The 21,642-nt window shown below is 61.7% G+C and carries 21 protein-coding genes and 2 pseudogenes; 11 read left to right on the forward strand and 12 right to left on the reverse strand.

The genetic code is table 11. From position 1 onward, the window contains the following. Nucleotides 1-28: 28 nt before the first annotated feature. The gene (locus ABCV34_RS11775) at nt 29-820 is read right to left on the reverse strand and encodes a hypothetical protein (protein WP_345796403.1); all 792 of its coding nucleotides are present in this window, start codon (nt 818-820) and stop codon (nt 29-31) included. A gap of 114 nt (nt 821-934) precedes the next feature. On the opposite strand from ABCV34_RS11775, the gene ABCV34_RS11780 reads away from it, so the two are divergent. After that, a complete protein-coding gene (locus tag ABCV34_RS11780; protein ID WP_345796404.1) occupies nt 935-1,336 on the forward strand; it encodes a universal stress protein in 402 nt (133 codons plus the stop codon). Here the strand turns inward: ABCV34_RS11780 and ABCV34_RS11785 are convergent. Then, nucleotides 1,333-2,610, reverse strand: a complete 1,278-nt coding sequence (locus tag ABCV34_RS11785) for an IS256 family transposase (RefSeq protein ID WP_275162860.1) — start codon at nt 2,608-2,610, stop codon at nt 1,333-1,335. The two genes, ABCV34_RS11780 and ABCV34_RS11785, sit on opposite strands and share 4 nt — an antisense overlap. Before the next feature lie 292 nt (nt 2,611-2,902). Here ABCV34_RS11785 and ABCV34_RS11790 point away from each other — a divergent pair, with 292 nt between their 5' ends. Together ABCV34_RS11790 and ABCV34_RS11795 are read left to right on the forward strand one after the other, a co-directional pair. Continuing rightward, nucleotides 2,903-4,156 (forward strand): MFS transporter, encoded by a 1,254-nt coding sequence (locus ABCV34_RS11790; protein ID WP_345798776.1) that lies wholly within the window; start codon nt 2,903-2,905, stop codon nt 4,154-4,156. An 80-nt stretch (nt 4,157-4,236) separates the two neighbouring features. Continuing rightward, nucleotides 4,237-5,571, forward strand: coding sequence for a ferric reductase-like transmembrane domain-containing protein (locus tag ABCV34_RS11795; RefSeq protein ID WP_345796405.1), 1,335 nt, complete (start codon nt 4,237-4,239; stop codon nt 5,569-5,571). 28 nt (nt 5,572-5,599) lie between these two features. Here ABCV34_RS11795 and ABCV34_RS11800 read toward each other — a convergent pair whose 3' ends face one another. Continuing rightward, the gene (locus ABCV34_RS11800) at nt 5,600-6,037 is read right to left on the reverse strand and encodes a VOC family protein (protein WP_345796406.1); all 438 of its coding nucleotides are present in this window, start codon (nt 6,035-6,037) and stop codon (nt 5,600-5,602) included. 109 nt (nt 6,038-6,146) lie between these two features. On the opposite strand from ABCV34_RS11800, the gene ABCV34_RS11805 reads away from it, so the two are divergent. The 3 genes from ABCV34_RS11805 to ABCV34_RS11815 all read left to right on the forward strand — a co-directional run bounded on the left by ABCV34_RS11805 (nt 6,147) and on the right by ABCV34_RS11815 (nt 8,149). Continuing rightward, complete coding sequence (locus ABCV34_RS11805) at nt 6,147-6,818, forward strand: TetR/AcrR family transcriptional regulator (protein ID WP_345796407.1); 672 nt, start codon at nt 6,147-6,149, stop codon at nt 6,816-6,818. A gap of 72 nt (nt 6,819-6,890) precedes the next feature. Next, entirely contained in the window at nt 6,891-7,520 is a 630-nt protein-coding gene (locus tag ABCV34_RS11810; RefSeq protein WP_345796408.1) for a glutathione S-transferase family protein, read from the forward strand. Nucleotides 7,521-7,639: 119 nt separating this feature from the next. After that, nucleotides 7,640-8,149, forward strand: a complete 510-nt coding sequence (locus ABCV34_RS11815; protein WP_345796409.1) for a DUF1993 domain-containing protein — start codon at nt 7,640-7,642, stop codon at nt 8,147-8,149. An 81-nt stretch (nt 8,150-8,230) separates the two neighbouring features. Here ABCV34_RS11815 and ABCV34_RS11820 read toward each other — a convergent pair whose 3' ends face one another. The 4 genes and pseudogenes from ABCV34_RS11820 to ABCV34_RS11835 all read right to left on the reverse strand — a co-directional run. Continuing rightward, nucleotides 8,231-8,839, reverse strand: coding sequence for a PIN domain-containing protein (locus tag ABCV34_RS11820; RefSeq protein WP_345796410.1), 609 nt, complete (start codon nt 8,837-8,839; stop codon nt 8,231-8,233). 37 nt (nt 8,840-8,876) lie between these two features. Further along, nucleotides 8,877-9,332, reverse strand: a complete 456-nt coding sequence (locus tag ABCV34_RS11825; RefSeq protein ID WP_345796411.1) for a recombinase family protein — start codon at nt 9,330-9,332, stop codon at nt 8,877-8,879. Next, nucleotides 9,304-10,581: an IS256 family transposase gene (locus tag ABCV34_RS11830; protein ID WP_345798665.1), complete on the reverse strand. Its 1,278-nt coding sequence runs from the start codon at nt 10,579-10,581 to the stop codon at nt 9,304-9,306. Before ABCV34_RS11830 ends, ABCV34_RS11825 begins: the two co-directional genes overlap by 29 nt. 57 nt (nt 10,582-10,638) lie before the next feature. Next, nucleotides 10,639-10,878 (reverse strand): annotated as a pseudogene (locus ABCV34_RS11835) (recombinase family protein); the annotation flags it as partial. Nucleotides 10,879-11,018: 140 nt separating this feature from the next. Between ABCV34_RS11835 and ABCV34_RS11840 the strand changes: the two are divergent. After that, nucleotides 11,019-13,205 (forward strand): EAL domain-containing protein, encoded by a 2,187-nt coding sequence (locus ABCV34_RS11840; protein ID WP_345796412.1) that lies wholly within the window; start codon nt 11,019-11,021, stop codon nt 13,203-13,205. Between the two features lie 71 nt (nt 13,206-13,276). On the opposite strand, the gene ABCV34_RS11845 is transcribed toward ABCV34_RS11840, so the two are convergent. Next, complete coding sequence (locus tag ABCV34_RS11845; RefSeq protein WP_345796413.1) at nt 13,277-13,888, reverse strand: NAD(P)-dependent oxidoreductase; 612 nt, start codon at nt 13,886-13,888, stop codon at nt 13,277-13,279. 213 nt (nt 13,889-14,101) lie between these two features. Here ABCV34_RS11845 and ABCV34_RS11850 point away from each other — a divergent pair. Continuing rightward, nucleotides 14,102-14,206, forward strand: a pseudogene (locus tag ABCV34_RS11850) (aldo/keto reductase); the annotation flags it as partial. 101 nt (nt 14,207-14,307) lie between these two features. On the opposite strand, the gene ABCV34_RS11855 reads toward ABCV34_RS11850, so the two are convergent. The 4 genes from ABCV34_RS11855 to dnaA form a co-directional block, all read right to left on the reverse strand. Beyond that, nucleotides 14,308-15,366, reverse strand: coding sequence for a virulence RhuM family protein (locus tag ABCV34_RS11855; protein WP_345796414.1), 1,059 nt, complete (start codon nt 15,364-15,366; stop codon nt 14,308-14,310). Between the two features lie 141 nt (nt 15,367-15,507). After that, entirely contained in the window at nt 15,508-17,961 is a 2,454-nt protein-coding gene (gene gyrB, locus ABCV34_RS11860; protein ID WP_345796415.1) for a DNA topoisomerase (ATP-hydrolyzing) subunit B, read from the reverse strand. Between the two features lie 38 nt (nt 17,962-17,999). Further along, on the reverse strand, nt 18,000-19,109 hold the full coding sequence (dnaN, locus tag ABCV34_RS11865) for a DNA polymerase III subunit beta (RefSeq protein WP_345796416.1): 1,110 nt from the start codon (nt 19,107-19,109) through the stop codon (nt 18,000-18,002). A gap of 4 nt (nt 19,110-19,113) precedes the next feature. Further along, complete coding sequence (gene dnaA / locus ABCV34_RS11870) at nt 19,114-20,526, reverse strand: chromosomal replication initiator protein DnaA (RefSeq protein WP_345796417.1); 1,413 nt, start codon at nt 20,524-20,526, stop codon at nt 19,114-19,116. A gap of 279 nt (nt 20,527-20,805) precedes the next feature. Between dnaA and rpmH the strand changes: the two genes are divergently transcribed. Genes rpmH through yidD form a run of 3 tightly spaced genes read left to right on the forward strand, consistent with a single transcriptional unit; the run spans nt 20,806 to nt 21,585 of the window. Next, nucleotides 20,806-20,940: a 50S ribosomal protein L34 gene (rpmH, locus tag ABCV34_RS11875; RefSeq protein WP_043679136.1), complete on the forward strand. Its 135-nt coding sequence runs from the start codon at nt 20,806-20,808 to the stop codon at nt 20,938-20,940. Between the two features lie 49 nt (nt 20,941-20,989). Continuing rightward, nucleotides 20,990-21,349 (forward strand): ribonuclease P protein component, encoded by a 360-nt coding sequence (locus tag ABCV34_RS11880; RefSeq protein ID WP_345796418.1) that lies wholly within the window; start codon nt 20,990-20,992, stop codon nt 21,347-21,349. Next, nucleotides 21,346-21,585 carry a membrane protein insertion efficiency factor YidD gene (gene yidD / locus ABCV34_RS11885; protein ID WP_345798777.1) on the forward strand — a complete coding sequence of 80 codons (240 nt, stop codon included), beginning with the start codon at nt 21,346-21,348 and terminating at the stop codon, nt 21,583-21,585. Before ABCV34_RS11880 ends, yidD begins: the two co-directional genes overlap by 4 nt. The last annotated feature ends 57 nt before the right edge of the window (nt 21,586-21,642 follow it).

The following is a 21,642-nucleotide window of genomic DNA, read 5'->3' on the forward strand; positions in this document are numbered from 1 at the left end:
TCAGCAGCCGGGACTCCAGGGCCGGCATTCAGGATTCCCCCTGTTCGATGGAGTTGCTGTCCATGCTGAACTGTTCGATGGTCACCAGCATCATGATGACAGCCAGGAACAGGGCGCTGGTCCACATGACGCCCATTCCCAACCCGCCGTCGGCCTTGGCCTGCGTGAGCAGATCACCCAGTGCGGCACCGAAGGGGCGGGTCAGGATATAGGCGATCCAGAACGTCAGGACCGCGTTGCCGCCCAGGCGCCAGGCACCATAGGAGATCGCAATCAGTGTGCCAAACGCGACGGCCCCCCAGACGTAGCCCAGGTTCAGCGCCTCGGTCGCCAGGTCCCCCGCCGCCGTGCCCAGCGCGAAGGTGCACAGGATGGCCGTCCAATAGAACAGTTCCCGGCGGCGCGACACGATGTCGTGGATGGACAGCGTGTGTTCAACCCGGTGCCAGATAACAAAGATCGCGACCAGCAGGACGGCGAAGACCGAGGTACTGAGATATAGACTGACCCCCAGACCATCCGTGAGCAGATCGGTGATTTGCGTGCCGACGATACTGACCAGCACGACGGTGAGCCAATAGATCCAGGGGGTGTAGCGCTGCCTGTGCAGCTGGATGACGAGCGCGGCAATCAGTAGCGCGGCCATGATCGTGCGGGTGACGCTTTGGCCCCATCCGGCGTCGATGGCAAGGAAATCTGCCGCCGTTTCACCGACGGTGGTGCACATGATCTTGACGATCCAGAAAGCCAGCGTGATTTCCGGAACTTTGATGAACCAATCGTCCGATCTGGCCTCGGATGGGTCGAAGGTGGGCTGCATGTTGAATCTCCAGGGATTCGCAGGGATTTGCGTAAAGGAGATGCTACACATGCCGACTTAGAAGAGACTGAGGATGCGCTACAGTGAGTTTTCGTGAACGTGACGGAGAATTTCATGGCAAAGAATATCGTGCTGGCAAGTGATGGGTCCTCGTACAGCCTGCAGGCTGCGCGTTATATCGTCGAGGCGCACCTGCTGCCCGAGGGTGGGGCCGTCCATGTCGTTCATGTCGCCGCCAATCTGCCGAACAATGTGGTGCGCTTTATCGACCAGCAGGTGATCCAGGACTGGTATCGGGAAGAGGCCGACAAGGTCCTGACGCCGACGGTGGGGATCCTGCGCGAAGCGGGGGTCCCTTGCGTCACGGTGCCGCTGACGGGGTTTGCACCCAAGGAAATCGCGCGCTATGCGGACGAAATCGATGCCCATATGATCGTGATGGGCGCGCATGGCCGCGGCGTCCTGTTGGAGGGAGTGTCAGATTTTTTGTGGGCGGGGCGGTTTGACATCGTTTAATCCCTCGCCTCGGTGAACCGTTCACCGAACAGGATGGCGAACTGATTCATGGCTGCTTTCCACGTATGAACCGATCGTGACGGCTTGGCCAGCACGTTTCGCAGCGCCAGCCATAGGAGTTTGACGGCCGCCTCGTCGCTGGGGAATTGGCCCCGGTTCTTGATGATTTTACGCAGCTGCCGATTCATGTTCTCGATGGCGTTCGTGGTATAGATCACGCGCCGGATATCGGGTGGGAAGATGAAGAACGGCACCACATGTTCCCAGGCCCGCTCCCAGGCGGCCACGATCGTCGGATATTTCGTGCCCCAAGGGCCAGCCGCGAAGGCGGCCAGCGCCTCTCTGGCCTGTTGCTCATTGGCGGCGGCATAGATGGGCTTGAGGGCGGCGGCGACCAACTTACGGTCCTTCCAGCCGGCGTAATCCAGGCTGTTGCGCATCAGATGCACGATGCAGGTCTGCACCGTCGTTTTCGGGAAGACCACGTTGATGGCCTCGGGCAGGCCCTTTAAACCATCGACCACGGCAATCAGAATGTCCTGGCAGCCCCGGTTCTTGAGCTCGTTGAAGACCTTGAGCCAGAACTTCGAACCTTCGGTCTGCTCAATCCACAGCCCCAGCACGTCACGCTCCCCGTTAGCGTCGATCCCCAGGGCCAGGTAGACCGCCTTGTTGACCACCAGCCCGTCGGTGCGGATCTTCACGCGCAGGGCATCGAAGAACACGACCGGGTACATGCGCTCCAGGGGCCGATTCTGCCAGGCCACCGTCTCGGTCATGACCTCGTCAGTGACCTCGCTGATGAGCTCGGGCGAGACATCCGTGCCATAGGTCTCAGCCAGGAATGCCTGGATCTCGCGCACGCTCATGCCTCGGGCGTACAGGGCGATGATGCGTTCATCGAACCCGGCGAAATGGCGCTCATGCTTGGGGATCAAGACCGGCTCGAAGGTACCGTCCCGGTCGCGGGGCAACTGAACACGCATCGAGCCGTGTTTGGTCAACAGCGTCTTGGCGCTCACGCCGTTGCGTTCGTCGGCTTGTTGGGCCGGCTTGTCTTCGCCGGCACGGTAGCCAAGGTGGGCGTTCATCTCGCCAGCCATGGCCCGCTCGATCACCGCCTTGCCAAAGGCATCAATCAGATCCTCGACCTCCATGGCCGACATCGGACCTTCGACCAGGCCGTCCAGCAAATGCTCAGGCAGCTTCGGAAATCGGGCCGTACGGGCGGCCGCCTGGGCCGCAATAGATGGCTTCTTGTGTTTCACGGGCATATCCATGATCGTTTTCTCTCATGTTATGCCTCGCCCACAAAATTCTGGACACTCTCCTGTTGGACGCCGTTCTGGGTTCCGTGGCTGGACGGGTGCTGTCCATGACGCGGCGGCCCGTGCTGCTGATTCAGCAGGCGGGGGCCGCCGCCCGGCCCGACTAACGCTCCAGCCCGGCATCCTTTGACCGGTACGTGTTATAAGTCGCTTCGAACGCAGCAACCCGAACAGTCCACCCCACCACACTGCCATGTCCCTACCCGCACGTTCCGCCGGGTCTACCCTCATTTCCCGTATGGGTCAGCGCTACGCTTTCGTGGTGGTCGGCGTCATCTTCTTTTGTCTGCTGTTCTCGGCGGGGCTGCGCGCCACGCCCAGCGTGCTGCTGGACCCGCTAGAGCAGTCCTTCGGCTGGAGCCGGTCCGTCACCTCGCTGGCAGCCGCCATCGGCATTTTCTTCTACGGCATGGCGGGCCCCTTTGCCGCTGCGGCGATGGACCATTTCGGTCTGCGGCGCGTCCTGCTGGCCGCTTTGGCTGTTATGGCGGCCTCTTCCGCCGCCAGCGCCTATATGACTCAGGCCTGGCAGCTCATCGCGCTGTGGGGCGTTTTCTCGGGGATCAGCTCCGGTGCTGTGGCGACGGTGCTGGCCGCCACCATCGCCAATCGCTGGTTCAAGCAGCATCGTGGCCTGGCCATGGGCATCCTGACCGCCAGTACGGCAACTGGCAACCTTATCTTCCTGCCGGTGCTGGCGAGTCTGGCCTCGTCCACGGACTGGCGGCGCGCCGTCTGGGCCGTGGCTGCGGCCATGGTGCTCATGGTGCCGCTGGTCTGGCGGCTGGTGCCTGATCGGCCGGCCGATGTCGGCCTGCGGCCCTACGGCGATGATTCGGCACATACGCCTGCAGCGACCGAGCCGAAGACCGGTCTGCTCGCCGCCGCCTTTGGGGCGCTCAAGCGCGCCAGTCGCACTCGCGCCTTCTGGCTCTTGTTCGCCACTTTCTGGGTCTGTGGGTTCACCACCAACGGTCTGGTGGGCACACACATGATTGCCATGTGCGGTGATCACGGCATCCTCCCCGTCCAGGCCGCGGGCCTGCTCGCGCTGATGGGGGTCTTCGATCTGGTGGGCACCACTGCCTCGGGCTGGCTCACAGACCGCTATGACCCGCGCAAACTGCTCTTCGTCTACTACGGGTTGCGCGGCATCTCGCTGATCGTGCTGCCCTACACCGATTTTTCGTTCTACAGCCTTGCCATCTTTGCCGTGTTCTACGGCCTGGACTGGATCGCCACCGTGCCACCCACGCTGCGCCTGGCCACCGATGTCTTCGGTGATCGCGACGCGCCCGTGGTGTTCGGCTGGATTGTCGCCGGCCATCAGATCGGCGCCGCCACAGCGGCGTGGATGGGCGGCTATGCGCGTGAAATCACCGGCAGCTATCTGACGGCTTTCGTGCTCTCTGGTGCGACCGGCATCATCGCCGCCGTGATCGCGCTGATGATCAGCCGCCAGCGCGCGGCGGGTGCGCTGGCGGCGGTTTGACCCTTTTCCTGCAAGATGGTTTATCTTTGTATGGTGCCGTGCGCGGCTGGCTGGGTATTTCAGCATCTTGGGAATCATCCATGAAACGTATCAAGATTTCTTTCCTGGCCATCCTGATCGTGCTCACGGTGCTGTGGCTGGCGGCCGATACGTTGGTGCCGATCCCATTCACCTATTTTTCGTTCCGCACGGTATTCGTGCAATACAGCGGTGTGATCGGTATTGGCGTGATGAGTATCGCCATGATGCTCGCACTGCGCCCGAGGTGGCTGGAACCTCACCTGGACGGGTTGGACAAGACATATCGGCTACACAAATGGCTGGGCATCACGGCCTTGGTGGTGGCTGCCGTTCACTGGTGGTGGGGGCAGGGCACCAAGTGGATGGTGGGCTGGGGCTGGCTGGAAAAACCCGCGCACGCGTCTGAAGCGACGGAAACCCTGGGCGTTGTCGAGGGTTGGTTTCGCAGCATTCGGGGATTGGCGGAATCCGTGGGCGAATGGGCGTTCTATGCCGTCGTCTTGTTGATCGTTCTGGCGCTGGTCAGACGATTTCCCTATCACCTGTTCGTCCGGACGCACAAATGGATCGCCGTGGCTTATCTGGCATTGGTCTTTCATTCCGTGGTGCTCGCCGACGTGGGTTATTGGGCGCAGCCGGTGGGTTGGCTGCTGGCGGTCTTGCTGGCAGGCGGCTTCGTCGCGGCGCTGTTGACCTTGACGGGGCGGATCGGCGCAGGTCGCAAGGTGCAGGGAACGATCGCCGCCCTGACCGACTACCCGGCGCTGCGGGTGCTGGAAACCACCCTCGTGCTGGAGCCAGGCTGGCCCGGCCACGCGGCAGGGCAGTTCGCATTCGTCACCTCGGATCGCCACGAAGGCCCGCATCCCTACACCATCGCGTCGGCCTGGGATCCAGGCGACCGGCGCGTCGTTTTCATCACCAAGGCGCTGGGCGATCACACGGCCCGCTTGCGGGAACATTCGCGCGTCGGCATGCCGGTGACGGTGGAAGGCCCCTACGGCTGCTTCGACTTTCGCGACGAGCAGCCCAGGCAGATCTGGATCGGTGCCGGCATCGGCATCACGCCTTTCGTGGCAAGGCTGCAGCGGCGCGCCGCCAAACCAGAGGCAAGGGCGGTTGACCTCTTTCACCCGACATCCGAGTTCGACCAGGATGCCATTGGCCGTCTCACGGCGGATGCCGCAGCCGCCGACGTGCGTCTCCATCTGCTGATCAATGGCAAGGATGGACGCTTGAATGGCGAGCGCATCCGCGAGGCTGTTCCGGAATGGCGGACAGCGAGCATCTGGTTCTGCGGGCCGCCGGGGTTTGGTCAGTCCCTGCGCCAGGACTTCCTGGCCCATGGACTGGCCCCCGAACACTTCCACCAGGAATTGTTTCAGATGCGGTGATGATGGTGTGCGGCTGCGCCGGCGACGTTCATCCTGCTTGAACCACGTTGATCATCCACGGCGTGCCGAAGCGATCTTTAGTCATGCCGAAGCCCGGCGACCAGAAGGTGCCGGAAAATGGCATGACGACCTGTCCTTTTTGCGCCAGCGCGTCGAACAGGCGCTGGCCTTCGGCCACGTCGGCGGCCTGGATGGATACCCAAAGTCCTTGCGGTGGCTGATAGCCACCACATGTGGTGTCCGCGCCGGGCATGGCGTCGGAACCGAACAGCGATTGGTCCCCCATCTGCAGATGCACGTGCATGATGCGATGCCTGGCCGATTCGGGGATGGGCGGCGCGCCGGCTGACGGCGGCATCTCGCCGAAGGTACCCTGGTAGACGATCGTGCCGCCGAACAGTTTGGCGTAGAAGGCAAAGGCTTCGGCGCAATTGCCGTCGAAATTGAGGTAGGGGGTGAGCTGCATCAGGATCTCCTGGGGTTGTCGTGAACGATGAACCGGAATGAGGACGCTGTACACTTATCGACAATATGAAAGTTTAAGTGGACACTGTCCACATATAAATTGTTTCCAGATGTCGGATGACTCCTTGCTCCCCGCCCGTCGTGTTCGTCGACGCGGAAACTTGCGCGCCGCGCTACTCGATGCGGGCGTTGCGCTGGCGCGCGAGGGCGGGCCGAGTGCTGTGGTGCTGCGTGAAGTCACGCGGCGCGCCGGCGTGGTGCCGAACGCGGCGTATCGCCATTTCGAGAACCACCAGGCATTGTTCGAAGCGGTGCGCGGGGTTGCCTTGGCGCAGTTGGCGCACGCCATCGAGGCCGAGATCGAGGCGGTGCAATCGGACGACCTGCGCCTGCACGCCCGTGCTACGTTTCGTGGCGTGGGTCTGGGCTATCTGCGCTTTGCGCGCCGGGAACCCGGTCTGTTTCGCACCGCATTCGCCGCCCGGCCGTTTGATGTGAACGAGTCCCACGGAGACCAGGAGTCGGCGCGCGGCGCCAGCGGCATGGATCCATTCCAGTTGCTGGCCAGCGCACTGGACGGGATGGTCCATGCCGGCCTGATGTCCCCCGAACACCGCCCGGGGGCGGAGTGGATGGCCTGGTCGGCGGTTCATGGCATGGCGTTCCTGGTGCTCAACGGCCCCTTGCGGGGACAGGGGGAAGCCGAGTGCCAAGTGCTGGCCGAGCGGCTGGTCGCCATGGTCGAGCGTGGGCTGCTGGCGGAAACCCCTGCTCGTGGGTAGAGGTCAGGAGGGTGTCGGGCGCCGATGTGCATAATGATGAATTTCAGCCATCCATCGCCCGGTGTCTTCCCCATGTTGATCTACGACGCGCATAGTCCCGCCCCCCGCTGCCTGCGGATGTTTTTGCTAGAGAAGCGGCTCGAGATCCCGGCCGTAAGGGTCGATGTGATGACGGGAGAAAATCGCGAACCGGGATATCTTGCGGTCAATCCGACGGGTCAGACGCCTACGTTGCGGCTCGACGACGGTTCCACTCTGTCCGAGGCGGTTGCTATAGCGGAATACCTGGAGGAACTGCATCCGACGCCGGCGCTCGTCGGCCATACTGCCGAGGAACGCGCGCAGACGCGTCAATGGTGGCGCCGTGTGGAGCTGAACGTGACGGAGTTCATCCACAATGCCTACCACTATGCGGAGGGGCTGCCGCGTTTCGAATCCCGTATTCCGGTCGTTCCGGAAGCAGCCGCCGGGTTGAAGCGTGTGGCCCAGGATCGTCTGCGCTGGCTGGATGGCATGTTCGGGGACGGCCCTTATCTGTGCGGTGACCGCTTTACCGCCGCCGATATCTGGCTGTACGTCTGGCTGGATTTCGGCAATGGCGTGGGCCAGGCATTCGATCGCGGCCTGCCCAGGATCGGGCCGTGGTTCAATCGGATGGAAAGCCGGCCGAGCGCTGAAGGCAGCCGGGCGCTCCTGGCCTGAAGCGCAACGGCAAGCATTATCGTGGCGTGGATAATGGCAGGACGGCTTGTTCAAGCACTCGGAACTCGATGCCAAAGTGCCCAGACAATACAAAATCGGCCTTTTCACAAGGAATCAACATGACTATTTCCATGTATGCGGCATCGGTACCGGTGCTGAAGCAAATGCTGCACAGCCTCGATGCCATCCTGAGCAAGGCGGAGGCCCACACCGTGAACAAGAAAATTGATCCGGCGGTGCTGCTGCAGGCGCGTCTGTATCCCGATATGCTCCCCTTGGTCGTGCAAGTGCAAATTGCCAGCGACAACGCCAAGGGCATCGCCGCGCGCCTGGCGGGAGTCGACATTCCATCGTTCCAGGATACCGAGCGCACGTTTGAAGAGCTGCGTGCCCGCATTGCGAAGACGATCGACTTCATCGATACCGTCAAGCCCGAACAGGTGAACGGCAGCGAAGGGCGTGACGTCGTCGTGTACAAGGGTGCGCCGTATGAAATGCAATTGCGGGGGCAGACCTACCTGATTCATTTTGGCTTGCCCAATTTCCTGTTCCACGTGACAACCGCTTATGCCATCCTGCGGCATAACGGCGTTGAACTCGGCAAGAGCGATTTCATCGGGAAATTCTGACGTCGGCACGCTTGGCCATTGCGCCGCAGAACAGGTCGTGCCGCCTTCCCCAACTCGAAGCAAACACGCCAGCTACCGCGATCACTGAGGCGTTGTTGCTGGCGTTTCGGCCGACAGGCGCTGGAGGCGATACAACCGTTCGCGCTGCAAGGTCTCGGACAGCGGCTCGGGCGTGCGTCCCAGCGCAACAGAATCGGCGGCCATGGCCTGCACGGCGGCTTCCAGGCGCGATGATCCTGCCCGCCACCAGTCGGCCAGCAACTGATCGGGGGAATACACATCCAGCCCTTGGCGTCGCAATTCGGATCGATTGAAGTCCTTCAGGTTCCACGTCATCACCTGCACGGTGGGAGAGCCTTGCAAGCCGCAGCGCGCGCGCCGCGCCAGGCCGGTCGCGATCACGTGAAAATCTTTCGGGTCGCTGTAGCGCAACCCGGCTTCGTAGGGGGCGGTGTTGGTCTCCATTGCGCCGGGGAAGCGCTGGTTCATGGCATTCCATTGTGCCGCCAGTTTTTCAGGCGAAATCTGCCACACGCGCGCCGCGTTGCGGCGCCATTCCTCGCCGATGCGTTCGGTCCAGACCGGCTGGAATACACCCTGATCGGCCACACGCAGCAGCAATTGGCGCTGCAGCGTGGACATCAGCACGCAGGCATCCAGGATGACGAAAGAAGGGGTGTGGCAGGACATGGGGGCGGTTTATGCTGGCGTAGCCCGGAGGTGCCGGTCAGATTTTCTGTACAGAATTTTCACGGTCCTTGCGCCACCCGGCCACCGCACTGTATATCGTCGTGCGCGAGACGTCGTACGCCCGTGCAATGTCCTCGATCCGCATTTTTTTTGCGTCGACCTTCGTAACCACTTCTTTGATTTGAGCTGCTGTCAGTTTGGGGCGACGCCCCCCCGTGCGGCCACGCGCGCGTGCCGCGGCAAGCCCTGCCTTCGTGCGTTCGCGAATCAGGTTGCGTTCGAATTCCGCCAAGGCGGCAAACACATGAAACACGAGCTTGCCGGAAGCGCTGCGGGTTTCAATGCGTTCAGTCAGGCTCTCAAAGGCAACGCCCTCGTGTTCAAGGTCGCCAATGATGCGAACCAGATCCGGAAGGCTGCGTGGGAGTGTCAGATTTTTTGTGGGCGGGGCGATTTGACATTGGTTAATCCCTGGCCTCAGTGAACCGTTCACCGAACAGAATGGCGAACTGGTTCATCGCCGCCTTCCAAGTGTGAACGGATCGGGATGGCTTGGCCAGGATGTTTCTGAGCGCCAGCCACAGCAGCTTCACAGCCGCCTCATCGCTGGGGAACTGGCCCCGGTTCTTGATAATTTTACGCAGCTGCCGGTTCATGTTCTCGATGGCGTTGGTGGTGTAGATCACTCGCCGGATATCGGGCGGGAAGATGAAGAACGGCACCACATGCTCCCAAGCCCGTTCCCAGGCGGCCACAATGGTCGGGTAGCGGGTACCCCAGGGGCCATCGGCGAAGGCCTGCAGGGCCTCTCGGGCCTGCTGTTCGTTGGCGGCGGTATAGATGGGCTTGAGCGCGGCAGCGACCAATTTACGGTCCTTCCAGCCCGCGTAATCCAAGCTGTTGCGCATCAGGTGCACGATGCAGGTCTGCACCGTCGTCTTCGGGAAGACCGCGTTAATGGCCTCGGGCAGGCCCTTTAAGCCATCCACCACGGCGATCAGGATGTCCTGGCAGCCTCGGTTTTTCAGTTCATTGAAGACCTTGAGCCAGAATTTTGAGCCCTCGGTTTGTTCGATCCACAGCCCCAGCACGTCGCGTTCCCCGTTGGCGTCGATGCCCAGGGCCAGGTAGACGGCCTTGTTGACCACCAAACCATCAGTGCGGATCTTCACCCGCAGTGCGTCAAATAAGACGACCGGGTACATGCGCTCCAAGGGGCGGTTCTGCCAGGCGACGGTCTCGGCCATCACCTCGTTGGTCACCTCGCTGATGAGCTCGGGCGAAACGTTCGTGCCATAGGTCTCGGCGAGAAAAGCCTGGATCTCGCGCACGCTCATGCCACGGGCATACAGGGCAATGATGCGCTCATCGAACCCGGCGAAATGGCGTTCATGCTTGGGGATGAGCACCGGCTCGAAGCTGCCGTCGCGGTCTCGGGGCAGCTGTACCTGCACCGAACCGTGCTTGGTCAGCAGCGTCTTGGTGCTCACGCCGTTGCGCTCATCGGTCTGCGCGGCGGGCTTGTCCTCACCGGGGCGGTAGCCCAGGTGCACGTTCATCTCCGCACCCATGGCCCGCTCGATGACCGCGCGGCCGAAGGCATCGATCAGGTCCTCGACCTCCATGGCTGACATCGGGCCTTCGACCAGGCCGTCCAGTAGGTGCTCAGGCAGCTTGGGCAGCCGCGCCTCGCGGGCGGCCGCCTGCGCCGCGATGGATGGTTTCTTGTGTTTCACGGGCATATCCATGATCGTTTTCTCTCATGTTATGCCTCGCCCACAAAATTCCGGACACTCTCGGCTGCGTCCGAGCCGGTCCAGCCGCCAGACCACAAGCGTGTCACCGTGGCGCAGTGCCCGGAAGCATGCTTCCAGCCGCTTCCGCTGCACGTTCTTGCCACTGGCGACATCGGTATAGATTCGTTTCTCCGCGACTCCCGCCTTCATGAGCGCGTCGAGCTGTAGGTCCAGGTGTTGTTCTTCTGTGGAAACCCGCGCATAGCCCACGCGCCTCCCAGCCCCTGATGTTGGATGTGTCATAGTGGGCGGCATTGTATGGTAAACGGAGGTTTCCTGTACCTTTCCAGGAAGTCTCAAAATACTAGCATGAAACAGATATTTACAGTGATTTTCGGAGCAATCTGCCACCATCTCGTTATGGTCCCTGAAACCTCCGTTTCATGGACTTCGACACCATGTCACTTCTGCGCACGAACACCGCCACCGACAAACAAGGGTTCGACCGGAAAGAAAAAAAATCACACTTCGGAAAGTCGGGGTTCGGTTCAAACGCACCCGATTGCAAGGAAACGTGGTTCCACGCAGTTTTCAACCAGATGACGGTGGGAATCGCTCTGACCGACATTCGGACGGGACGCTGGCTGCAGGTCAATCAAAGGTACTGCGACATCGTCGGATATTCGCCGGACGAGCTGCGCATCATGAACTTTCAGGACCTGACGCATCCCGACGACCTAGCGGCCGACCTCGCACAAGTGGCGCGGATGCGCGCCGGGGATATCACGAGCTTCTGCATCGAAAAGCGCATGTGTCGTAAGGATGGCCGGATCGTGTGGGTCAGCCTTTCCGCTTCCGCGGCGTGGGACACTGAAGAGCCCTTCGGTTTCTACATCGCCACCATCCAGGACATCACAGCTCACAAGCTCGCGCGGGAACAAGCCAAAGAAAATGAACAGACGCTGCGTAGCAGCCTGGAACATCTTCCCGTCGCTGTTGCCCTGGTCGCGGACAATCAAACAATCATTTATCGCAATCGGCGTTTCGAGTCTCTGATCGGGTATACCGCCAGGGATGTCCCCGATATGGAAAGCTGGTGGCGGGCCGCATACCCCGAGCACACTGCTCGGGATCAGGCCCGCAGGTTCTGGACCCAGCGGCGCGAGCGCGCACGCCAGGGCAATGGCACGATCGAACCCTATGAAAAAAAGGTATTGTGCCGCGACGGAGAGATGCGCCACGTCAAGATCGGCGGTGCGCTGACCGGCGCCGGTTACCTCATGACGCTGGAAGACCTCAGCAGCCACAAGGCGGTTCAGCAGCGCATCGAGCGGCTCTCCTACTATGACCCGCTGACCCAGTTGCCCAATCGCCGCCTGCTCCTGGAACGGGCGCCAAAGACACTGGCGGACAGCCGGTCCAACGACCGGTGGGGCGCCGTATTGCTGCTGGATGTAGACCGTTTCAAGCTCCTGAACGACACGCTGGGACGCGACTATGGCGATGCATTGCTCCAGCAAATTTCGCAGCGTCTGCTGAGCTTTACGGAGAACCGTTACCTTGCCGCTCGTCACGGAGATGACGAGTTTGTGGTTGTTCTCGACAACCTGGCCCAGCGATCAGAAGACGCCGGCTCGGGGGCCGCCGAAAGAGCGCGGCAATTGTTGCGGACCCTGCACGCGCCCTACGAGCTTATGGGCATACCCTACCAGGCATCGGTCTGCGCAGGAGTCGCGCTGTTCCATGGCGAACAGGATGACGTGGACGAACTGCTCAAGCGCGCCGGCCTGGCCGTCAGCCAGGCCAAGGCCTTCGAGCGTGGAACGTTTCGCTTCTATGATCCGCAAATCCAGCTGGCCGTCAACGACCGGGCGCAACTCGAAGCCGACATCCGGACGGCCCTTGAACAGCATCAGTTTGAGATTTTCTATCAACCGCAAATGCATCAGGACCGCGTGGTTGGCGCCGAAGCCCTGGTGCGCTGGCGCCATCCCGAGAAAGGTTGCGTATTGCCGGCCTACTTTATATCGGTAGCCGAGGAGTCAGGCTTGATCCTGCAGCTGGGGACCGAAGTGCTTTACGGCGCCTGCCGACAGCTCGCCGCCTGGGGGCACCAGCCGGTGCTGAACAAACTGACACTATCGGTGAATGTCAGCCCTCGCCAGTTCTACCAGAATGATTTCGTGTCCCAGGTGTTACGCATCCTGGCGCAGACGGGCGCGAAGGCGAAACGGCTGAAACTGGAACTCACCGAGCGCCTTTTGCTGCGCGACGTTGAAGGAACGATCCAAAAAATGGCGCAATTGCACACGCACGGTGTGCGGTTCTCTCTGGACGACTTCGGAACGGGGTATTCGTCGCTTGCCTATTTGAAGCGGCTCCCCCTGGATGAGGTGAAAATCGATCAGAGCTTCGTGCATGGCGTGCCGGGCAACTGCAACGATGTGGCTATCGTGCGCAGCATCATCTCGCTGGCCCAAAGCCTCGGGCTGTCTGTAATGGCCGAAGGGGTGGAAACCGAGGAACACAAGCACTTCCTGGAACAACATGGCTGCGAGAGATACCAGGGGTACCTGTTCGGCCGGCCGGCTCGCGTGGATGTGTTCGAGGCGCTTGTAAAGGACTTGTAGCAGGTTTCATACCGGGCGCGGCGGATGCTCCGGGCGAAGAGGGGGGCATCCGCTGGCTGACCACGCCTTCGTCAATACCCCACCGTGAAACGCCGGCGACTGTGCTTGGGCGTTTCCAGCTCATCGACGAGCGCGATCGCGAAGTCTTCCATCGAGACCCAGCTCTTGCCGTCCGATCCTACCAGCAGCTGGTCCAGTCCCAAGCGAAACTTGCCGGTACGCGTGCCGGGGACGAATTCGGCGGATGGGGAAAGAAACGTCCAGTCCAGTTCCGTCTCTTTGCGCAAGACTTCGAGAAACGTGCGTGCGGCGGTCGCTTCCGGTTTGTAGGCATCCGGAAAACCCGGGGCGTCCAGCGCCTGCACCCCCGGGGCGACTTCCAGCGTGCCCGCACCGCCCACCACCAGCAGGCGGGGGACTGCTGCCTGCTTCACGGCGGCAATCAGCGTCACAGCATCGGCCGTGGCGAACTTCAGGGCGCTGAACACCGCATCGCAGCCTTTCAACAAGGGCACCAGTTGGTCTGGCTGATTGGCATCGGCGTTCTCCAGCACCAGTTCCGGCTGGCGGGGGATTTTACTGACGTCGCGGGCAATGCCCGTGACCTGGTGCCCGCGCCGTAAAAGTTCGGCGAGCAGACGCGAGCCGACGCGGCCCGTGACGCCGATCAAGGCAACTTTCATATCGATCTCCAAAAAATCATTTGCGCAAAGAGGGCCTGATTGCGCCGGCGCCGCCATGGCCCAGTAGGATCAGTGCCAGGGCGGCAACCGCGAGGAACACCGGATATTCGCAGCCCGGCGATCCTGCGCGGCAAAGCACCCAGGATCAGCATAACGCCGCCGAGCAACCGCACATCAAGGAACTTGTCACCTCGCTCAAGGACGGCAACGTGTAGGGTTGGTGTCGAAACGATCGATCTGTTGTATCCGCATCGCGTGGGTCCGAACGTGCCGATTGAGGATGTGGCCGGCACCGTCAAGGCGCTCATCGCCGAGGGTATGTTCGCCGGCAATAATTGGCCCCATCCAGCTGAATCCTTTGCGTTCGTAGAGCGAGACAGAAGTAGGCTTGGCATTCACGACCTTGGGAGGAGAGGAAGTCACTTACTTTTCTTACGTCTGCCACTCAATTGCTTTTCGACCTGCTCCAGTTCCCGCATTTCTGCCAGATCGGCCTCCAGCGCTTCTGTATGGCGTCGCGCCGAATCGAACTGCTCGTAACGCTCGTGCGCAATCGTCGTCATGGCCTGATGGCTCATACGGCCCGAACCCCGCAGTACAGGCTGTTCATTGAAGGTCATGAAGCTGTTCACATAGGCTCGCCAGTCGGCCATGTGTAGATCTTTACGCTGCATGGCACGAAGTTCGGCAAAATCCAGGAACATGCTGACGATACGGTTGAGTTGGTCCAGTTCTTCAGCGTTCAAGTAGTTTTTGGCCACGGTCACATCGCCTTTGCGCACACGGCCACCTTTCCATGAGGTGAGCGCCATATTCGGTTGGGTTGGGTCGGCGCGCTGCACGATCAATTCGGCGGCGGTGTGGCCAGTCACGGCGAAGAACATCTTGTTCTGTACCTCGGCGAAGAAGAGGCCAGTGACCTCGCCGTCGTCCGCGTAATCTACCGACAGCGCAAATAGATCGCGCACTTTTTGGTAGAAGCGCTTTTCCGATGAACGTATGTCGCGGATGCGCTGGAGTAGCTCGTCAAAGTAGTCCCAACGTTCGCTACCCTTCAGGCGTTCGTCATCCATGACGAAGCCCTTGATCAGATATTCCTTGAGATGAGTGGTGGCCCACTGGCGGAACTGCGTACCGCGGGGTGACTTAACCCGATAACCAATGGCAAGGATCATGTCAAGGTTGTAAAGTTTGACCGTTCGACGAACCTGGCGGCTGCCTTCGGGTCGAACTATTAAGTCATCTTTAATAGTTCGAACTTCTTTTAACTCCCCCTCTTCAAGCACGTTTTTTATGTGAATGTTGATGTTTTGGACGGAAGTCTGGAACAGCTCAGCTAGTTCAGCTTGGCTGAGCCAGACAGTACGGTCCTCGGCACGCAAGAAGAACTGCGCCGAGCCATCTTCAGTCGCATAGAGCACTAATTCGGCGTGAGGGAGTGTTGTTGAAGTGGTGGTCGGGCCAGTGGTATTGCGCATGAGCGGTCCTCCTCAATAGGGGGCGATGAGCATCGCTTCGATGAAAAAATGACCGCTGATCAAGCGGCCATTTTTTCTGCTCCTATGACTGGCCAACTTTTCTCGCAACACTTGGCCAACTTTTCCGAAAACTAACAAACCTTATACGTCGATATTTCCCGCCTGCAGCGCATGCGCTTCGATGAAGGCGCGGCGCGGTTCGACGTTGTCGCCCATCAGCGTGACGAAGATCTCGTCGGCGGCGATGGCGTCCTCGATCTGGACGCGCAGCAGGCGGCGCACGGTGGGGTCCATGGTGGTTTCCCACAGCTGCCCGGGGTTCATTTCGCCCAGACCCTTGTAGCGCTGTTTGCTGATGCCGCGCTCGGCTTCGCCGCGTAGCCATCGCATGATCTCGCGGAAATCCGCCACGGGTTTTTCCTTCAGTTTGTCGCCAGTGCCGCGACGCACGACGGCGCCTTCGCCCAGCAGGCCCATGAAGGTCTTGGCGGTGCGGGCCAGGACGGCATAGTCGCCGCCGCGCACGAAGCTGCGATCGAATACGCTGACGCGCATGTTGCCGAAGTGCGGGCGGATGACGGCCAGGCGCCAGCTCTCGTCGGTGTCGTCGAATTGGGCTTCGACGTGCACGCCATGGGGGTCGGCCGGGTCGTGCAGCGCTTGTTCCAGCGCGGCGGCGCTGGCGCGGGCTGCCGGCTCGTCGGCCAGGCTGATCTGCACGCCTTCGGCCATGGCCGACAGGGCCTCGGTGTCGAGTGTGCGTGACAGGCGCGCAATGACGCTGTCGGCCAGGACGTACTGACGGGCCAGGTCCATCAGGGCGTCGTCGCGGATCGGTGTGGCGCCGGCGCGGGGCACGAGTTCGGTGTCCTTCAGGGCCAGCTGCAGCATGAACTGGGCTTCCTCGGCGTCATCCTTCAGGTAGCGTTCGTCGCGGCCAACCTTGACCTTGTAGAGGGGGGGCTGGGCGATGTAGACGTAGCCGCGCTCGATCAGCGCGGGCATCTGGCGGTAGAACAGCGTCAGCAGCAGGGTGCGGATGTGCGCGCCGTCCACGTCCGCGTCGGTCATGATGATGATGCGGTGATAGCGCAGCTTGTCGACGTTGAAGTCGGGGCCGATGCTGGTGCCCAGGGCCGTGATCAAGGTGGTGATCTGTTCGCTGGACAGCAGCCGGTCGAAGCGTGCCTTTTCCACGTTCAGGACCTTGCCGCGCAGCGGCAGGATGGCCTGGAACTTGCGGTCGCGGCCCTGCTTGGCGGAACCCCCGGCCGAGTCACCCTCGACGAGGTAGAGTTCGCACAGCGCGGGATCTTTTTCCTGGCAGTCGGCCAGTTTGCCGGGCAGGCCGGCGCCTTCCAGGATGCTCTTGCGGCGTGTCATTTCACGCGCCTTGCGGGCGGCCTCGCGAGCGCGGGCGGCTTCCACGATCTTCCCGCACAGGGCACGGGCGTCGTTGGGATTTTCCAGCAGCCAGGTTTCCAGGGTGCGGCTGACGGCGTCCTCGACAGCCGGGCGCACCTCGCTGGAGACGAGCTTGTCCTTGGTTTGGCTGCTGAATTTCGGTTCGGGGACCTTGACCGACAGCACGCAGGCCAGGCCTTCGCGCATGTCGTCACCGGTGGTGTCGACCTTGGCTTTCTTGGCCAGTTCGTTGTCGGTGATGTATTTGTTCAGCACCCGGGTCATGGCGGCGCGCAGACCCGTCAGGTGGGTGCCGCCGTCGCGTTGCGGGATGTTGTTGGTGAAGCACAGCACGGTTTCGGCGTAGCTGTCGTTCCATTGCATGGCGACTTCGACGCCCACGCGCACGCCGCCGGCGTCGGATTCTGTAGAGACGGCGAAGACGTTGTCGTGCAGGACGGTCTTGGCGCGGTTGATGTACTGGACGAAGCCCTTGACCCCGCCCAGGAAGGCCAGGTTTTCGTCCTGGCCGGTGCGCTCGTCCACCAGGCGGATCTTCACGCCATTGTTCAGGAAGGACAGTTCGCGCAGGCGCCGGGCCAGGATTTCGTAGACGTAGTCGATGTTGTTGAAGATTTCCGAATCGGCCAGGTACTGGACCCGGGTGCCGGTGCGGTCGGATTTCCCGGTGACGGCCAGCGGGGCGACCCGGTCGCCGCGGTGGAATTCCATCTGGTATTCCTCGCCATTGCGCCAAATGGTCAGGCGCAGCCATTCGGACAGGGCGTTGACGCAGGAAACCCCCACGCCGTGCAAACCGCCGGACACCTTGTAGGAATTCTGATCGAATTTGCCGCCGGCGTGCAGTTCGGTCATGACGATTTCGGCCGCGCTGCGGTGCTGCTCGTCGTCCTTGTGGATGGCGGTCGGGATGCCGCGGCCGTTGTCCGTGACGGAGATGCTGTTGTCCGCGTGGATGGCGACGACGATGTCGTCGCAGTAGCCGGCCAGTGCCTCGTCGATGGCGTTGTCCACCACCTCGAAGACCATGTGGTGCAGTCCGGTGCCGTCGGAAGTGTCGCCGATGTACATGCCGGGGCGCTTGCGGACCGCCTCCAGGCCCTTGAGCATCTTGATCGAATCGGCGCCGTAGCCGGAGGACGGTGTATTCGGGGTAGTGGGTTCTGTCATGAAAATCCTGTCATTGAGTCCGTGGGGCGCAGGTGCGATCAGATGCGCATCGGCATGACGACGTATTTGAATTCGTCGTCGTCGGGCAGGGTGATCAGCACCGAGGCATTGACGTCGGGCTGCACCGACCAGCGGATGTTGTCTGTCTTGACGTTGGCCAGCACATCCAGCAGATAGCTGACGTTGAAGGCCACGTCCAGAGGTTCCTGGGCGTAGTCGACCTCGAGTTCCTCGCGGGCTTCTTCCTGTTCGGCGTTGGACGAGGAGATGCGCAGCAGGTTGTCGCCCAGTTGCAGGCGCACGCCCTTGAGCTTGTCGGTGGTCAGGATGGCGGCGCGTTGCAGGCTGGCCTGCAACGATTCGCGGGAGATCAGGATATGGCGCGTGTAGCCGCTGGGGATGACGCGGCGATAGTCGGGGAACTTGCCTTCGACCAGTTTGGAGACGAGCTCGATCTGACCGAACTGGAAACGGATCTGGCCGGCCGCGAGGTCGATGCGCACCGGGGTGTCGTCATCGGCCAGCAGGCGCTGCATTTCATGGATGGTCTTGCGCGGGATGATCGCGTCGAGCTGCGCATCCAGCCCCTCGACGGCCACGCCACTGTGCGCCAGACGGTGGCCGTCGGTGGCGACGGCGCGCACCAGGCCGGGTTCCAGCACCAGCAGCAGGCCATTCAGGTAGTAGCGGATGTCCTGCTGCGCCATGGAGAAGTGCACCATGTTGAACAGGTGCTTCAGGTCCTTTTGCGGCATGGAAAAGGATGCGTTCCACTGTTCGGCCTGGGATACCGTGGGGTAGTCGGCGGCGCTCAGGGTCTGCAGGGCGAAGCGGCTGCGGCCGGCCTGGACGGAGAGCTTGGCCTCGTCCAGGGACAGCCGGACGTCGCCGAAGTCCGGCAGGGCGCGCAGAATGTCCAGGAACTTGCGGGCTGCGACGGTGGTGGACTGCGTGTCGTCGCCCACCCCGAAGTCAGCCTGCGTGGTGATCTGAACTTCCAGGTCGTTGGCCACGAAGTCCACCCGGTTGCCTTGCTTGCGGATCAGCACGTTGGCCAGGATCGGCAAGGTGTTGCGCCGTTCGACGATCCCCACCACGGTTGTCAGGGGCTTGAGCACGGCATCGCGGGTTGCTTGTATCAGTAGCATGTTTTTATCCTTTGAGGGTTTGCTCGAGTACGTGAAGTGCGTGATTCAGTTCGGTCTGCTTTCCCCGCAGATCGGTGATCTTGCGCACCGCATGCAGCACGGTGGTGTGATCGCGCCCGCCAAACAGGTCGCCGATTTCCGGCAGGCTTTTCTGAGTCAGTTCCTTGGCCAGGTACATGGCGATCTGGCGCGGCAATGCAATATTGGCAGGCCGACGTTTCGAATACATGTCGGCGACCTTGATTTTATAGAAGTCGGCAACCGTCTTCTGGATGTTCTCGACCGTGATCTGGCTATTGGAGACCGACAGCAGGTCCTTCAGGGCTTCTTTGCAGACCTCGACGGTCAGGACTTCCCGGCCGTGGAAGCGTGCATAGGCCGAGACCTTGCGCAGGGCGCCTTCGAGTTCGCGCACGTTGCTGCGCAGGTGTTTGGCGATGAAGAAGGCGACTTCCTCGGGCATGGTGATGCCTTCGGTCTGCGCCTTGCGCAGCAGGATGGCCACGCGCATTTCCAGTTCAGGCGGCTCGATGGCGACGGTCAGGCCCGAATCGAACCGGGAAATCAGCCGGCTGTCGATGTTCGCCAGTTCTTTGGGGTAGGTATCCGAGGTAATGATGATCTGCTTGCGCTGTGCGACCATGGCCTCGAAGGCGTAGAAGAATTCTTCCTGGGTGCGGTTCTTGCCGGCGAAGAACTGGATATCGTCGATCAGCAGCAGATCCAGCGAATGGTAGAAGCGCTTGAAGTCGTCGAAGGCGCGGCGCTGGTAGGCCTTGACCACGTCAGAGACGTACTGGTCGGCGTGGACGTAGCGGATGCGGGGGCTGTTGCCGCCGGCCAGCAAGGCATTGCCGATGGCGTGGATCAGGTGGGTCTTGCCCAGGCCCACGCCGCCATACAGAAACAGCGGGTTGTAGGACACACCGGGGTTCTCGGCCACCTGCATGGCGGCTGCGCGGGCCAGCTGGTTGGCCTTGCCGATCACGAAGTTGTCGAAGGTCAGGTCCAGATTCAGGCGTGAGCGATCCTGGATGGCCTCGTCGGTGGCCGTGTGGACAGGCGACGGCGTGGCCACCGGAGCAGGGCTCGGGACGGTGGTCGAGGGGGCGGTCGATGTAGCGGCCAGCCGGCCGGGTGCGGGTGCCGGTGCCGGTGCCGGCCGCGCCGGCGTGGCGGCCAGTTCGAACTGCACCTGTACCGCCTGGGAGAACCAGTCGGCGGCCAGGGTTTCGAGGCGGGTGGCGAAGTTCTTGCGGACCCAGTCGAGCTTGAAGCGATTGGGCGCGCCGATTCTCAGGATCGCGAGTTCCTCGTCGTAGCCGAGCGGAACCAGCGGTTTGATCCAGGCGCTGATCTGTTGGGGGGGAAGTTCCTGTTCCAGCCGCTGGAGACAGGCCTGCCAGAATTCATTCATAACGGTCATCGTGCGAAACCTCGATTCTACCCTGTCCCGTGGTGAGTTATCCACAGGCCGGCGCGTCGTTTGGGTCACGCAAACGGGGATAAGTCGCCAAGTGATTGACGACACGTCAAAAATTTGTTGAAATAGTGGGCTTTTCGATGCTTAGGGTGAATTGGGTCTGGATGATCCATCCGTGATGACGCCCGACGATCGAGCCCTTTGCGGTGTTGATCCGGGTTTCAGCCCAGGTTTCACCCAGCTACTTTTACCAAAAGCTCTTTTGGATTCGCCATGAAACGCACTTTCCAGCCTTCTGTTACCCGCCGCAAGCGTACCCATGGGTTTCGTGTCCGCATGAAAACGCGTGCCGGCCGCGCCGTCCTGAGCGCTCGTCGCGCCAAGGGTCGCAAGCGCCTGGCCGTCTGATTGCCATCCCCAGAGCCGGATCCTGGATCCGGTCTCGGATCTGACTGCCATGCCCTCCGATTTTCCTTCGGCGGCCCGGCTGCATCGCCCCTCGGAATACGCGGCGGCCCTGAAGGGGCGGCGTATCGCCCGAGGGGCTTTGTTCGTGGTGTCGAGCCCTCGTGAACCCGCCAGCCAGGGTGCCAGGCTGGGTCTGATCGTGCCTAAACGTCACGCACCGCTGGCTGTCACCCGCAATGCCATCAAGCGGGTCCTGCGCGAGGCCTTCCGCCTGCATCGGCAGACTTTGCCGGCGGGCGACCTGGTCTTTCGCTTGGTGAACCGTCCGGCACCCGCCAGCCTGACCGCGCTCAAGCGCCAGGTCCGGGCCGAGGCGGACGCTTTGCTGGGCAGGATTGCCAAATGCTGATCCGATCCTTGTTCATTGCCCCGATCCGGTTCTATCGGTATTTCCTCAGCCCCTGGGTGGGCCAGCAGTGCCGGTTCACGCCGACCTGTTCTGCCTACACGATCGAGGCGATCGAAACCCATGGTGTGTTGCGGGGCGTCTGGCTTGGCATCCGTCGGATTGCCCGATGCCACCCCGGCTGCCCTGGGGGGCACGATCCGGTGCCGCCGGCGGGACGGCATTCGCATGACCACTGACATGCCATGACGCGCGGCTGACCGCCGATCAAGTCCGTGTCAGCATCCCTACGTTAA

Source organism: Castellaniella sp. MT123, assembly GCF_039614765.1.
GTDB lineage: Bacteria > Pseudomonadota > Gammaproteobacteria > Burkholderiales > Burkholderiaceae_B > Castellaniella.